Source organism: Fervidibacillus halotolerans (genome assembly GCF_026547205.1).
In the GTDB taxonomy this organism is placed as follows: domain Bacteria; phylum Bacillota; class Bacilli; order Bacillales; family Caldibacillaceae; genus Fervidibacillus; species Fervidibacillus halotolerans.
Map to the genome: position 1 here is coordinate 179,940 of NZ_CP106877.1, position 14,644 is coordinate 194,583.

13 protein-coding genes are annotated in these 14,644 nt (G+C 36.6%); 6 read left to right on the forward strand and 7 right to left on the reverse strand.

Annotated features, from left to right (window positions below; translation table 11 throughout):
• Positions 1-17 precede the first annotated feature (17 nt).
• Positions 18-911, forward strand: coding sequence for a LysR family transcriptional regulator (locus tag OE105_RS00800; RefSeq protein ID WP_275420845.1), 894 nt, complete (start codon positions 18-20; stop codon positions 909-911).
• Positions 912-1,552: 641 nt separating this feature from the next.
• Here the strand turns inward: OE105_RS00800 and OE105_RS00805 are convergent.
• The 5 genes from OE105_RS00805 to OE105_RS00825 form a co-directional block, all read right to left on the reverse strand.
• Complete coding sequence (locus tag OE105_RS00805; protein ID WP_275420846.1) at positions 1,553-2,002, reverse strand: NisI/SpaI family lantibiotic immunity lipoprotein; 450 nt, start codon at positions 2,000-2,002, stop codon at positions 1,553-1,555.
• Positions 2,003-2,094: 92 nt separating this feature from the next.
• A complete protein-coding gene (locus tag OE105_RS00810) occupies positions 2,095-4,002 on the reverse strand; it encodes an FtsX-like permease family protein (protein ID WP_275420847.1) in 1,908 nt (635 codons plus the stop codon).
• Positions 3,992-4,753 (reverse strand): ABC transporter ATP-binding protein, encoded by a 762-nt coding sequence (locus OE105_RS00815; protein WP_275420848.1) that lies wholly within the window; start codon positions 4,751-4,753, stop codon positions 3,992-3,994. Before OE105_RS00815 ends, OE105_RS00810 begins: the two co-directional genes overlap by 11 nt.
• Positions 4,754-4,880: 127 nt before the next feature.
• On the reverse strand, positions 4,881-5,846 hold the full coding sequence (locus tag OE105_RS00820; RefSeq protein WP_275420850.1) for a sensor histidine kinase: 966 nt from the start codon (positions 5,844-5,846) through the stop codon (positions 4,881-4,883).
• Positions 5,843-6,535 (reverse strand): response regulator transcription factor, encoded by a 693-nt coding sequence (locus tag OE105_RS00825; protein WP_275420851.1) that lies wholly within the window; start codon positions 6,533-6,535, stop codon positions 5,843-5,845. Before OE105_RS00825 ends, OE105_RS00820 begins: the two co-directional genes overlap by 4 nt.
• A 344-nt stretch (positions 6,536-6,879) precedes the next feature.
• Here OE105_RS00825 and yidA point away from each other — a divergent pair, with 344 nt between their 5' ends.
• The gene (gene yidA, locus OE105_RS00830) at positions 6,880-7,707 is read left to right on the forward strand and encodes a sugar-phosphatase (protein ID WP_275420852.1); all 828 of its coding nucleotides are present in this window, start codon (positions 6,880-6,882) and stop codon (positions 7,705-7,707) included.
• A gap of 234 nt (positions 7,708-7,941) precedes the next feature.
• Here yidA and OE105_RS00835 read toward each other — a convergent pair whose 3' ends face one another.
• Positions 7,942-8,847, reverse strand: a complete 906-nt coding sequence (locus OE105_RS00835) for an EamA family transporter (protein ID WP_275420853.1) — start codon at positions 8,845-8,847, stop codon at positions 7,942-7,944.
• A 346-nt stretch (positions 8,848-9,193) separates the two neighbouring features.
• Here OE105_RS00835 and cyoE point away from each other — a divergent pair, with 346 nt between their 5' ends.
• The 4 genes from cyoE (at position 9,194) to mbcS (ending at position 13,627) form a co-directional block, all read left to right on the forward strand.
• Positions 9,194-10,126, forward strand: coding sequence for a heme o synthase (cyoE, locus tag OE105_RS00840; protein ID WP_275420854.1), 933 nt, complete (start codon positions 9,194-9,196; stop codon positions 10,124-10,126).
• A gap of 231 nt (positions 10,127-10,357) precedes the next feature.
• On the forward strand, positions 10,358-10,681 hold the full coding sequence (locus OE105_RS00845) for a nitrous oxide-stimulated promoter family protein (RefSeq protein WP_275420855.1): 324 nt from the start codon (positions 10,358-10,360) through the stop codon (positions 10,679-10,681).
• Positions 10,682-11,123: 442 nt separating this feature from the next.
• The gene (locus OE105_RS00850; protein WP_338030918.1) at positions 11,124-11,888 is read left to right on the forward strand and encodes a transposase; all 765 of its coding nucleotides are present in this window, start codon (positions 11,124-11,126) and stop codon (positions 11,886-11,888) included.
• Between the two features lie 137 nt (positions 11,889-12,025).
• On the forward strand, positions 12,026-13,627 hold the full coding sequence (mbcS, locus tag OE105_RS00855) for an acyl-CoA synthetase MbcS (protein WP_275420857.1): 1,602 nt from the start codon (positions 12,026-12,028) through the stop codon (positions 13,625-13,627).
• 306 nt (positions 13,628-13,933) lie between these two features.
• On the opposite strand, the gene trhA is transcribed toward mbcS, so the two are convergent.
• Positions 13,934-14,581: a PAQR family membrane homeostasis protein TrhA gene (trhA, locus tag OE105_RS00860; RefSeq protein WP_275420858.1), complete on the reverse strand. Its 648-nt coding sequence runs from the start codon at positions 14,579-14,581 to the stop codon at positions 13,934-13,936.
• Between the last annotated feature and the right edge of the window lie 63 nt (positions 14,582-14,644).

A 14,644-nucleotide genomic window follows, 5' to 3' on the forward strand; every position in this document is an offset into this window, starting at 1 on the left:
TAAAGGAGGTGTTGAATTTGGACCAATCATTACAAGTTTTTGTAAAAGTGGTGGAAAAAGGAAATTTTTCGAAAGCAGCGGAAGAATTGCATATGACCCAACCGGCCGTCAGTCAACATATTCAATCGTTGGAACGGGAAATGGGTGTGAAACTATTGGAGCGGACGAATAAATTCGTTCGGATGAATGCCTACGGTGAAATTGTGTATACGTATGCTAAAGAAATTTTAACTTTACATAGGAAGATGAAACGGCTGATCGAGGATCGGAACAATTTGCCGAGCGGAGATTTGAAAATTGGTGCAAGTTATACGATCGGTGAATATGTTTTACCAAGCATTTTATCGAAACTAAGGCAACGATATCCAGATATTCGACCGAAAATTGTGATTGGAAATTCAGAAAAAATATCCAATCAGGTTGCAAAAGGTCAAATAGATGTGGGATTAATCGAGTCAAATCATATTAGAAAGGATGTGATTGCCACGCCCTTTGCAAAAGACACATTACACATGTATATCTCGCCTACACATCCATTAGCAAAAATGAATCCAGCTCCGAAAGAGGCACTTGAAAAGGTTCCGTGGATTGTCCGGGAAAAGGGTTCAGGGACGAGGGAAGTGGCTAATCAGCTCCTCCAATTGCTTCGTTTAGAAGAAGTAGAAATAATGGAATTTGGCAGTACGCAGGTGATTAAAGAGTCAGTCGAAGCGGGACTCGGGATTACCGTTTTATCAGAATGGGCAGTTCGAAAGGAAATGGTATTGGGTTCATTGATGATTCTCCCTAATCAATATACACCGTTTTTCCGTACGTTCTCCATCATAAAACCGATCTCTTCCTTTGAAACAAAAGCGGCGTCTGTTTTTACTGAACTTGTAATAGAAGAAATGGAGGGACAATCGGATTGATTTGTTAGCGGACGAAAAAATATCGGTACCATAATGAGGGTTTCTTTCGCATTTACCAAACTGAAGGGCAATCATTCTGTATACACTGTTTCGTTTAGTTTGTTCATCAACAACTATTCCATTCTTATGTATCAAACTTCAGAGGGTTCCTTGCTAAAATGAAAGATCCTTTTCAAGGATATCGTTTGGAAGTCAGTCTGTTCATCGGTCAATCAAGTTCAAATGATTGTTCATTTTTCTATGACTTAGTTAACGGTTAACGATATGTAAAATTTCCTAAGGAAGGCTATAGGTTGCTACAATCATACAGGTGATTGTCCATTTTAAATGTTCGCCTCTCTTATGTCATTGACCCAACTAACACAACTGTAAATTGCCGTTTATTTGGAATTTTTAATTAAATAGTAGCATATTTAATAAAAAATTCAATAATTTCAATAAAGATAAGAAGGCAATGACTTTTGTTATAAGTATGAAACAGGATTTCTATGTGTAAAAAACGATTTATTTAGAATCATTTATAAAACGAAGGGTATATAAGGATGTGGAGTGTTGTTTAGGAATTCGCTTAAAGTAACCATTCAAGGAAGTAAGAAAAAGGAATGATACCGTCTAGGCTTGGAAAAGAAAAAAACCGGCTATTAAAGGCCGGTATCTTCCTTTGCTTGTTTTATTTTGGCAATGTGATATTGATTGTTAATGACTACTGCTACGGTTTGTTCCGGATCGAAATCTTTTATTCGATAAACCCAGCCAAAGTTCATGAGTGTTCTTTCTTCATCTTTTTTAGGAGTAATTTGAATTTTGCGAAGTTCTTTTTTGCTTAAGATTTCGTTCTTTTCATTAATGGTAATTGTTTCTACGACTTTTCCAATCGGTTCATCCAATTCCTTCGGATGTACGATTGTATCTTCGATTATATACGTTTTTCCACCGTATGAAATTTCTTTGAAGTTTTCTTTATTTAGCTCATATTTTGGTAATTTTAAATCCGTTTTCATATTATCGACAGCGGTGTTTTTGAACTCGCTGAACGTTGAACACCCACTTAAAAATGAAATAATCAATAAGAAGATGACTGCCTTTTTCATTTTCTTTCCCTCCTTTCTTCTTTTTTCGATCCAAATTCGTTCAGTTATGTTTTAAGTAAATCGAAAATAATTGTTCATATCGTCTTTTTCTTTTACAAAGCCCTTTTAATGACTTGTTTGTAATGGGAGACGGATAATATGCCAAAAATTGAGTAGAGGGCGGTATAAAAGATCATAACGGCAATCATCGGTGTCCACATTTCTGTACCGAACAAGAACCAACCGGATTTTACCGCAAAATAACTATGGAGTAAGCCGACAATTAATGGAATTCCAAAATTAAATAATTGTTTTATGCGTATTCCACTAAGTAAATCTTGCTTCGTAAATCCGAGTTTGCGTAAAATAGTGTAATCTTCCTTCCCGTCTTCACTTTCATCCATTTGTTTGAAATAAAGAATGCTTCCAGAAACGATTAAAAAAGTGAGTCCTAAAAATCCGACGATAAACATCATTAAACCAGACATTTGTTTTTGTTCGATTATATATTGAAGTCGGGAATGAGGTTTTTCTCCTTCAAAGTTGATGTTTTGGAAAAGATCATTTGCTTTTTTCAAATCCCGTTTATTTTTAATATTTATTCCGTAATACAAGACTGTTGTTCCATCGATTTGTTGCCACTTTCCATCGTCCACAATGGCTGTCGGATTGCCCCCAGATCGAAGATAGTATGGAAGGATGCTGTCCTCATAATTTCCGATGAGTTCATACGTACTTCCATTTATTTCAACTACACCGGACGATTTGAATGAAAAAACATTTCGAAGGATACTGCTATAGTTGGAAAAAACCATTTCATTATCGGAAACATCCAAATCACTCAAACTCTCATCGCTTATGACGACAATCGGATAATTTTCGAGATCTATGTTCAACTCTTTGAGCGTAGATTCGGAAATTTGTTCAATATTCATCTCGACTTTTTTTCCTTCAATTTTTTTTTCGTTATACGGGATTTTTTGATCATCCAACACCTTTTGAAACGTTTCAAAATCTTCACTTGTTACAAAGCCGAAATCGTCCGATAGATTTTCTTCCGCAGAGATGCCGATCGAGTAGTAGGAAATGTAACTTAATGACATTAATCCGATGGCAAGGGCAGAAACCGTTGTAATGACGGTTAAAAGAAAGGCGTTCGATTTCATCCTGAACATAATGGGTGAAATGGATAAAACTTCTTTAATGGATAAATATCCGTTTTTCTTTTTTCGAATCAGATTAAAAATAATAGTAATCGATCCTTTATAAAAGAGATATGTGCCAATGATGACGGAACCTAAGATGAATAGCATCGCCATGTACAGTTCATTAATCGTAGTAAAATCCCCATCGAATAGTTTTGATGAAACGTAATAACCGACGATAATTAAAGTTAATCCGAGAACACCGATCATCCATTGAAAGAAGGACGGCTTTTTTACCCTTTCTTCGACATTCGATTTTATTTGAAAAAGGGATAAAATCGTTTGCCGTTTGACGAATACAAAATTCATGATCATTATGAATAAATATGTGAAGAAAAATACGATTGCCGTTTGGGTGAATGCCTGCGATGAAAATTGCAATTTCGCAACTGCGTCGATTCCCATGATTTTAAATAAGATCATGGCGATGAATTTTGAAATAGAAAATCCGATGAATACACCAGCAAAAAAGGATCCAAAATAAAGAATCATATTTTCGGCAGTTAATATGCGGAAGATTTTGTTTTTTGTCAACCCGATGAGATGGAGTAATCCGATTTCATTTCCCCGTCGTTTAATAAAAATTAAATTCGCATACAATAGGAATGTTACGATAATCGCTATAAGTAACACAGAGGAAGCTTTAATGGCTGCCGAACCTTTAATCGATCCTTCCACATCATTTAATGCCGGATCATATTGTAATGTCACAAAGGAAAAATAAAGGGCGACAGACATCATTAATGCAAAAACGTATAAATAATAGTTTTTCACATTTTTAGTCACATTTTTCCAAATAAAATGTTTAATCCCCATTTTGCACACCGCCTAATACCGCTTGAGTTTTTACGATCGCTTGGTAAAATTGTTTCCGAGTTTCGTCTCCTTTGTTTAATTGGGAATAAATTTTCCCGTCTTTAATAAAAATTACCCGGCTAGAAAAACTTGCTGCGACCGCATCGTGGGTAACGAGCATAATCGTCGCATTCCGTTTTTGATTTAATTTGCTAATTTGATTTAACAGATCGGAGGCGGATTTTGAATCCAATGCCCCGGTCGGTTCGTCAGCGAAAATGATTTTCGGTTCGTGGATGAAGGCCCTCGCAGCAGCGGTTCGTTGTTTTTGACCGCCGGAAATTTCATACGGGTATTTGTCTTTAATTGAATAAATGCCAAGCTCTGTAGCTAAGATTTGAAATTTTCGTTCCGCTTCCTTTTTCGAAGTTTTATAAATCGATAAAGGAAGTAAAATATTTTCTTTCACAGTCAATGAATCGAGTAGATGATACTCTTGGAAAATAAATCCGAGATATTTTTTTCGAAAATTCGCTAACTGTTTTTCTCTCATTTTCACTAAATTTTCTCCATTAATCATGACCGAACCGCGAGTGACTTTATCAATTGACGATAAACAGTTTAATAATGTCGTCTTCCCTGAACCGGACGGTCCCATAATACTGACGAATTCCCCTTCCTCAATTTGAAGATCAATTCCTTTTAATACTTCCTGTTTGTTAAATTTATTTCCGAACTCCTTCTGTACTTTTTTCGCTTCTAAAATATACAAGTCAAATCACTCCTTTTCATTTGGAACATCTGCGGTTTGTTATTCTTTCTAAAATTAGCATAATCGGTTTTCAAGTTTTTTTCCTTTCATTGGGCGAACAAAAGGGAAGAGGCGTGTGACATTTTCGTCACACGCCCGTCATACGGATCATTTCATTTTTTTTCGGGAAAATTAATCGGACGGTTGTTCCTTTGCCAAATTCGGAACTGACGTCGATTTCAAGTTTTAACGGTTCTGCCACTTTTTTAGCCAAATATAATCCCATACCGGTGGCGGGGCTGGATGACTGATTATCGGAAGAGGTAAACCCTTTTTCAAAAATTCGGGGTAAATCCTTCTGTTTAATTCCACGGCCGTAGTCTTTTATTTGTAACACCGTTTTTCCGTTTTCTTGGAAACTTTCGATCTCAATGTCCGCATCACTCGAGTATTTAACTGCATTTGTTAAAAGTTGACGGATGATAAAGGCGAGCCATTTTCCGTCGGTGACGACTTCTTTGACTTTTAAGTCGATTGTAAATCCAATTCCTTTATGTATACACCAAGATTGTAAATCTTTAATTTCTTTGTAAATAAGTGGTTTGAATTCAATCTTTTCCATAATTAGATCATTTTCAATAAACCGGATTCGTTTGTAATGCAGTTGTTGATCTAATAAAAGATGTACCCGTAGCCATTCATAGTAGATTTGATTTTTTACTTTTTCGTCTTCGATTCGATCGATCAATAGTCGCATAGTGGATAAAGGAATTTTTACTTCATGAACCCATGCCATTAGCTCATCCTTTTCTTCTTCCAGTTCCGTCCGCATATTGGATATTTCGTCTAGTAATTGTTTCCGTAGTTCTGTCATTTGGTTTTGTACGATTTTTTCAAAGGGACTGTCCCCCTGCATGTTTTTGTAAAATTTCGTTTCTTTGTTATACCGGAAAATAAGAAATAGGCTAAAGGAAATGATGGATAGAAAGAAAATATATAGTGCGGAAGAAAAGGAAATTAGCGGATCGAGGTAAGCGATAAAGAGAAAAATCATTTCTAGAAAAAAAATAAAGAGGATCCAACTGCGCCGCTCAATGAAAAAATGTTTGATCATTTTATCTCCTCTTCCTTCGCGACATAACCTTGCCCGACTTTCGTTTCGATATATTGTCCTAATCCGAGTTCATCGAGTTTTTTTCTTAATCGATTGACGTTTACCGTTAATGTATTGTCGCTAACAAATCGTTCATCGTCCCATAAACTTTCAATGAGTTCTGTTCGAGAAACGATTTGATTTTTTTTCCGAATTAAAAGGTTAAAAATAAACATTTCATTTTTCGTCAATTCAACGGTCCCACGTTCATTGGTGACCGTGTTTTTATTCGGATCGATCTTTGCCCCACACCACGTTTTTATATGGATTTTTTCACTGCTGTTGTAATTGTACGTTCGACGAAGCAATGCTTGGATTTTAGCGATCAGTACGTCGAAGTGGAATGGCTTTTGAACGAAATCATCCGCACCGAGTTGCATGGCCATTACCATATCCATCGGATGATCCCTAGATGAAAGAAAAATAATCGGAACTTTAGAATGGGAACGGATCATTCGGCACCAATGAAAGCCATCGAATTTTGGTAGTTGTATATCGATGATAACAAGATCCGGTTGAATTATGATGAACTCGTCTAAAACTTTGTCGAAGTTTTCCACACCATACACATCATAGGACCATTGGGATAAGCGGGTTTTTATTTCGTTAAAAAGGGTAAGGTCGTCTTCAATAATCAATATTTTAAACAATGATTTTCACCACCCTTTTTCCAATTTGATTGTGAATTTCGTCCACATTTTATATGAATCAATTGATTTTACCATTTCGATAAAAAGCTGTAACGAAAACAAGCATGATGAAAGGAGAAAATCTTATCTTCTTATATTTTAAATTTTTTTGAATGGGATAGCAAAAAAATATTGAAAGGACAAAAAACGTTGGAATGAAGGATTAATTGTTAAAAAAAGCGGCTGCAAATATAACATTTGTGGGGAAGGATATTTTTCTGTAAAAAATTGTGAAACTATTATCATGGATTTCCTATATAATAGAAAGAGGGGTTCGAATCCTTTGAAGGACAAGGAGTGGAAAAATGTATAAATTGATTGCAATCGACATTGATGGAACGTTAATAAATGATGAACATGAAGTAACAGAGGAAGTATATACGGCTATTCAATTAGCTCGAGCGCAGGGTGTGAAAGTTGTTCTCTGTACGGGTCGCCCGATCGGAGGCGTTGAACCATATATTGAAAGGCTGCAATTGAATGAGAAGGATGATTTTGTCATCACTTATAATGGTGCACTCATCCAAAATACGAATACAAAGGAGGTTGTTTCCCAACAATCTTTGAATTACGATGATTTGAAACGGATCTATGAATTAAGTATCGAATTGAATTCACCGATGCATTTTTTCGATACGGAAAGGATGTATACGCCGAATAAGGATATTAGTAAATATACGATTTACGAAACGAGTATTACAAAAGTGCCCCTTCATTACCGAACGATTTCAGAGATTCCAAAGGATATTGTCATACCGAAAATCATGTTAATTGACGAGCCGGAAAAGTTGAAAAAGACCATTGCAGCCATTCCCGATTCCATTCGTGAAAACTATGCCCTCGTCCAAAGTATGCCGTTTTTTTATGAAATTCTCCATAAAAACGTCAGTAAAGGAAATGCAGTGAAGCAATTGGCAGAATTACTGAACATAAGACGGGAAGAAGTAATGGCAATAGGTGATAACGGAAACGATTTTAGCATGATTGAATATGCTGGTTGTGGTGTTGCGATGGAAAATGCAATCCCCGAATTGAAGCAGATAGCAGATTACATTACTTTATCAAATAATGAGCATGGGGTTGCAAGGGCGATTGAAAAATTCGTGCTTAAAAAGGATCATCTTTTCATTTGATGAGTATATTTGCCGATCTTTTCCATGCAAAAAACCTTCTCAATTCGATGGTTGATTATGTTGCGAACGGTTGAAAAGGGAAAGGTACCTTGGAAATTGGTGAAAAAACAATCGGACAAAAAAGGTTGGGCGAATCGATGGGCCCAACCTATTTGTAAATGCATGTTTAAAAATTCAATTGGTCAAAAACTTTGGAGAAACTTGCTTTATTTATTACAGTTTTGGATATTTAAATTACAATTCATCCGCTATTCCAAGGACTGCGATTCCAAGCATGACGATTGCAATAATGATATAGTGGGTTCTGCTTAATTTTTCTTTCAAAAAGATGCGGGAAAGAATTACGGAAAAAATACTGTATGAAGCAATTAGTGGTGCTGCGATAATCGCATTTTTCGCCATTGCAAAAACGTAGAAAAACTGTCCGGCTGTCTCAAGTATCGCTGCCGTTCCTTTATCCCGTTCTGAGAACACGTTGAATTTCACACGTTTTACTTTTAAAAAGATGAAAGAAACAACAGCACAAATTAAAAATGTGTATTCATATGCAATTAATGCCGCATCTTCACTAATTAATTGGAGTTCATCCAAATAGATCCCATCTGCGAAGGTTCCTAAACCATCGAATATTGCATAAAGAATCGGGAACGTAATGGCTAGTACGCCAATTTGATATTTTTTATCGATTTGTTGAGATTGGGACCGTAACACTTGGTTTTGGATTTTCTTTTCTAAAATGGCAAGGGTAATAACGCCAATCGTTACAATTGCCACCCCTAAAATATCAAAAATACCTAAATCTTGCGGGAAAAAAATAAAAAGCAAGACAGCTGTCATCGCACCGGAAGAGTTTTGAACGGGAGAAGCGATGGAAAGTTCTATGTAACGAAGACCTACATAACCAATGGTCATCGATAAAATATAGAGAGCTGAAACAGGTAAATATCGGACAATTTCAATTGGATCGAACTGAATGCCTTTAATGAGCATATATCCGGTGGCATGAAGACCCATGACTAAGCCGACCATAATGACGATTTTTAGATGACTATATCGATCGTCAGGATCTGAGCCCCTTTTATAAAATAAATCTGCACCTCCCCATGCTAGAGCAGTTAATAAAGAAAAAAGAAACCACATGTGCATTACTCCTTTGCTAAAAATAGAATGAATAAAAACGAAGAAATAAAAATATGAAACTCTAAAATTATATACGATTTAAAAAACAAATTCAATTTGAATTTGGATGGAGACGAGTCATTGGGAAATTTTTCAATCGTTGAGGAAATCTACGGAAAAAGAAGGAAAGACTACTACGAAATCGATGGTTTTCCTTGCGTTGATCGATTGGTCTCTTCAGATTTTTTCCTTTTGAAAAGACCTAAATATGTGAAGAATTCTGTTTTCTAGATAATGCGGGACATACGTGTTAAAATAAATTGAACACATTATTATCTTTTATACTATACAAAAGGGGTTTACGCATATGGAAAATAAGCTCCCAATTCATTCAAATACGGTCGTTAAGTCGTCAACGAATCAAAACAATGTCGGATTTGTCCGTTTTCTTTTGGATTTAAAATTGCTCGTCAAAGGGAAAGTATTAGTGGCCAATGTGATGCCTGTTTTTACCGGCTTTTGGCTTGCGTTATTTTTCACCAATCAGTCGATTAGTTCCCATTGGTCCTTATTATTCATAACCTTAGTTGGAAGTACACTCGTTATTTCTGGAGCTTTAATGCTAAACAATTGGTATGAAGTTGACTTGGATGCGAAAATGGAGCGAACGAAAAGTCGACCGACTGTAACTGGTCATTTTTCGTTAAACTCGGTTCTATGGATGGGAATCGGGGTTTCGGTTGTCGGTTTTGTCCTGATGGCGTTTACTACCTTCGAGGCATTGGTTTATTCTTTCCTTGGCTGGTTCGTCTATGTCGTCTTGTATACGTTCTGGTCGAAAAGAAAATATACGCTTAATACGGTAATCGGAAGTGTTTCAGGTGCCTTTACTCCGCTAATTGGGTGGGCTGCGATCGATTCGGCCTTCCATACCGTACCGATAATTTTCGCTTTCATTTTGTTTATATGGCAAGTTCCCCATACCCTTGCGATAACGATTAAGCGATATGAGGATTATCGGGCAGCGGGAGTTCCAATGCTTCCGGTCGTCTATGGAATTAACATGGGAAAACGGGTGAACTTTGTTTATATTTTATCACTTTTGCCCTTTCCAATCTTTTTGTTGCCTTCGATGGGTTTAATCTTTGTCATTTTCACTATTTTATTAAATCTCGTCTGGATTGTTTTAGCCCTTAAAGGATTTTCAACAGATGATGATTACAAATGGGCCCAACAAAACTTAGTTTTTTCCCTAAATTACTTGTTTCTAATGTTTCTTGCAGCAATCCTCCTAACATAAATAGCGGGTCAAGGGGACAGGAACCTTGACCCTTTTTGTGGGTCAAAGGTGGGTCAAAGGGACGCGAACTTTGGCCCTTTTTTTGATCGAGGGGACAGCAACCTAATATCTTGTTCATGATAAATATGTAGATTAAGGAAATCGAAACTTTTTTCTGCATCATTATTTTTGTGATAAAATGAACATATATATCACTTATTCAATTATGTTGGAGTGTTGAGGGGAAGACTTATGCCTAAACAAAAAAGAGTTCTTAATAACGGACCGAAAATTCAAAGGGAAAAAGAAATTGTAGAAAAAATGATTAAAATCTATTGTCATCGAAAACATCATACGGACGAGTTGTGTGGAGAATGTGAAGACTTGAAAAATTATGCCCATAAACGATTGTCCCTTTGTCCCTTCGGTGAGGAAAAAACCGCTTGTTCCAATTGTTCCGTACACTGTTATCAACCCGTTTATCGTGAAAAAATCAAAATGGTCATGCGATACGCAGGACCTCGAATATTCCTTTATCACCCCATTTATTCCATTAAACATTTACGAAACAAATAACTTTTAGAAAAAGGTAATTCCGAGATTCGACGGTGGGTCGAGGTTCCGGTTCTTTTGGCTCAGGGTGGGCCAAGGTTCCGGTTCTTTTGTTCCGCGGTTGACAAAATATTAGAATGTTCGTAAAATATCAACAAGATTAACGTCCACTATTTATTCCTGCCCATTATATTTGATTTTTGTTCATGTTTTTATCAATTTCACTTTCTATTCTTTTTCCATCCCGGTAGAAAGAAGAGTCTAGGACCGTTTTAAATTTTTAAAGGCTTATTCCTTTGATTCCACTGACATTCCCTTCAGTTCCTGCCCATCCTTTTGCTATTCCTTTCATCCCTTAAAATTATTTCCATTGAAAATAAATTTGCCATCCAAAAAGAAAGAGTGTGCTATATATGATTGGTACATTTCATCCTAATAAAATTGATGAGTTTATTGTGGAGGTGATGTGCCATTGCCTAGAAAACCTAGGGCTAAAAGTAGTACCCAAGTGTATCATATTATGACCAGAGGGATTAATCGACAGACTATTTTTGAAGAAGAAAAAGATAAGTACAAATACCTATCAATTCTAAAAAAATATAAAACGGAATTTAATTTTGAGCTATATGCCTATTGTTTGATGGACAACCATGTACACCTTTTAATAAAAGAATCAAAGGATGCGACGATTTCAGAAATAATGAAACGAATGAATGTTAGTTATGTGTTTTGGTATAACAAAAAATATGAACGAACGGGCCCCCTATTCCAAGATCGATTTAAAAGTGAAAATGTGGAATCGCTATCGTATTTTCGAACTGTTCTTCGTTATATTCACCAAAATCCGTTGAAAGCTGGTATTGAAAATTCAATTTTTCATTGTAAGTGGACCAGTATTAAAGAATATGTGTCCACCCCTTTTTTGATTGATACGGAACCGGTACTAAAGCTTTTTTCTCCAAACAAGGAAGAAGCACTGGAACAATTGATAACGTTTATGAAAGAAGAAAATGATGACGAATGTATGGATGATTTTCCGAAACTGACAGACCAAGAGGTAAAAAAACAATTATACTTCCTTGGAGTTAGAAATAAATCTGAACTTCAACGGTTGGATAAAACGAGTCGCAATGCAATTTTATTGAAGTTGAAAAACACGAAAGGAATTTCGATCAATCAACTAGCGAGATTAACTGGCATTTCCAAAAGTGTAATACAAAGAATCAAATAGAGGGTCAAGGTTCCGAGGGTCAAGGTTCCGGTTCTTTTGTCCCACTCGTGCTAAGCTAATAAAATGAATATATATACTATTCAAAAAGATATGAAGTTTATTATAATAATAATTGAATTATTTAAGGGGGTGGGAGAATGAAAAGGGAACAATTGATTGCTCCAGAATTTTATAATTTTGCAAAGGAGGTGGAAAAGTACGCCGAAGATTCAAACCGAGTCGCAATTAAATTTGTTAGCTCAGAGGATGAATATACGGAAGTTACCTATAAAGAATTACTTACATGGACGAACCGATATGCAAATGCGTTAAAAAGGGAAGGTTTGAAAAAGGGTGATCGTGTTCTTCTAATCGTTCCGAAATCCGTTGAAAGTTACTATTTGTATTTAGCTTGTATAAAATCAGGTATCGTCATCATTCCTTGTTCAGAAATGTTACGAGCGAAGGATTTAAGTTACCGTATACATCATTCGGAAGCAAAAGCGGTAATTGCATACGATCATCTAACGGAAGAAATCGATAAAATTGAAGAGGAAATGCCGAGTCTTCAGAAAAAATTGACGGTGGGAACAAAAGAAGTTCCGGGATGGGATTCATTGACAAAAATAGCGGAAATTGAAAGCGTATATTTTGAAGCGGAGAAAACGAAAAGGGATGAAATGGCTCTTTTACCTTATACTTCCGGTACAACGGGAAATCCAAAAGCAGTTGTACATAATCATGGTTGGCCCTTTAGTCATTTACAAATCGCATCACAAATGTGGCTGAATGTAAAAGAGACGGATACCGTTTGGGCAACCGCTGCTCCGGGGTGGCAAAAATGGGTATGGAGTCCGTTTGTATCAGCAATTGGTTTAGGAGCCACTGCCTTTGTTTATGGAGGAAAATTCGATCCAGAAAAATATTTGCAATTGATGGAAACATATGAAATTAATGTGCTTTGTTGTACACCGACGGAATATCGCTTTATGGCCAAATTGAATGATCTGTCCCGTTTTTCTTTAAAAAGCTTGCGAAGTGCAGTTTCTGCAGGGGAACCTTTAAATGCTCAAATCATTTCTACATTTAAAAATTATTTTAATATAGATGTGCGTGATGGATATGGTCAAACGGAAAATACATTACTCGTGGGGAATTTACCCGGTGAAAAAATTAAACCTGGTTCGATGGGGAAACCGATGCCAGGATACATTATTGAAATTATCGATGAAGAAGGAAATCCCGTGAAACCAGGGGAAGTGGGAGATATTGCAGTGCATAAAAGTTCCCCTGCACTTTTCCAAGAATACTTTAAAGATCCTGAACGGACAAATATGGCATTTCGAGGGGATTGGTATTTAACCGGTGACCAGGCGAAAAAGGATGAAGACGGTTACTTCTGGTATGAAGGTAGAAGGGATGATATTATCATCAGTTCAGGATATACGATCGGTCCCTTTGAAGTAGAAGATGCTTTAACGAAACATCCAAATGTCCGTGAATGTGCGGTCGTAGCAAGTCCTGAACCGGAAAGGGGTTCTGTCGTCAAAGCCTTTATCGTTTTACGCGATCCATCCATTCCAAAAAATGAAGAATTAGTAAAAGATATTCAGGATCACGTAAAACGGCTAACAGCACCTTATAAATACCCGCGAAAAATTGAATTTGTCGATGAATTGCCGAAAACGACATCAGGAAAAATCCGACGGGTTGAATTGAGAAAAATGGAAATGGAAAAGGTAAAGGAAATTCGACAATAGAAAAATCGGTTTTCGTCTTTTTTAAAAAAGCTCCAACTAAGGAAAACCCATGGTTGCAAATTGTAGCACCCATGGGTTTTAAATTTGCGGGTCAAGGTCCCCGATGTGGGTCGAGGTTCCGGTTCTTTTGGTCCACTTCGGTTCATAGTGGGTCAAGGTTCATAGTGGGTCAAGGTTCATAGTGGGTCAAGGTTCCGGTTCTTTTGTCCCAGTAGTGTCCTATAGTGGGTCAAGGTTCCGGTTCTTTTGTCCCAGTTTCTTTGTCCCAGTAGTGTCCTATAGTCGGAGAGATGTTTGGTCCTATCATCAAATGACATATAGAAACACAGAAAGGAAATGGAAGAAGCTTCCTAACAAAATAAAAATGTGAAAAATTTCATGGTAGCCTAAATAGTTAAAGGCTAAAATTTTCGGTTTAATCCCGTAAATGACGCCACCAATTGTATAAAAAATACCACCGAGCACTAATAAAACCAATCCACCCCGTTCCAATGAGTTTGCTAACGGTGAAATAAAGAAAATGACCATCCATCCCATGGCCAGGTAGATTGCCGTTGAAAGCCACCGGGGGCAATGGAACCATACCATTTTAAAAACGACTCCGCAAACAGCAAGGATACTGATCATCAAAAATAGAAACCATCCTTGAGGTCCTTGTAGGCTAATTAAACAAAATGGAGCATATGTGCCAGCGATTAATATAAAAATCATCGAATGGTCAAGTTTACGCAAAAAAGCAATCACTTTTTCCTTTGCAATTACCATATGATAAGTTGCTGAAGCTGAATAAAGAAGAATCATACTCATCCCAAAAACGATAACGGCAAAAATAGCAATACCTGATCCGCTTTCCGCAGTTGCTTTCATGACCATCGCCAATAATGCAATAAAAGCGAAAATAGCTCCTCCCAAATGAGTTAATCCATTTATCGGTTCTCTTATATAATCACCCATCGAAAACACCCCTTATTACAAAATGTAGTTTTTTAAACTATATATAATAATATATATATTATA

Bases quoted from the DNA above. Each gene is read 5' to 3' on its own strand.
- OE105_RS00805 (WP_275420846.1), bottom strand. From the start codon at position 2,002: ATGAAAAAGGCAGTCATCTTCTTATTGATTATTTCATTTTTAAGTGGG.
- OE105_RS00810 (WP_275420847.1), bottom strand. From the start codon at position 4,002: ATGGGGATTAAACATTTTATTTGGAAAAATGTGACTAAAAATGTGAAA.
- OE105_RS00820 (WP_275420850.1), bottom strand. From the start codon at position 5,846: ATGATCAAACATTTTTTCATTGAGCGGCGCAGTTGGATCCTCTTTATT.
- yidA (WP_275420852.1), top strand. From the start codon at position 6,880: ATGTATAAATTGATTGCAATCGACATTGATGGAACGTTAATAAATGAT.
- OE105_RS00835 (WP_275420853.1), bottom strand. From the start codon at position 8,847: ATGTGGTTTCTTTTTTCTTTATTAACTGCTCTAGCATGGGGAGGTGCA.
- cyoE (WP_275420854.1), top strand. From the start codon at position 9,194: ATGGAAAATAAGCTCCCAATTCATTCAAATACGGTCGTTAAGTCGTCA.
- OE105_RS00845 (WP_275420855.1), top strand. From the start codon at position 10,358: ATGCCTAAACAAAAAAGAGTTCTTAATAACGGACCGAAAATTCAAAGG.
- mbcS (WP_275420857.1), top strand. From the start codon at position 12,026: ATGAAAAGGGAACAATTGATTGCTCCAGAATTTTATAATTTTGCAAAG.
- trhA (WP_275420858.1), bottom strand. From the start codon at position 14,581: ATGGGTGATTATATAAGAGAACCGATAAATGGATTAACTCATTTGGGA.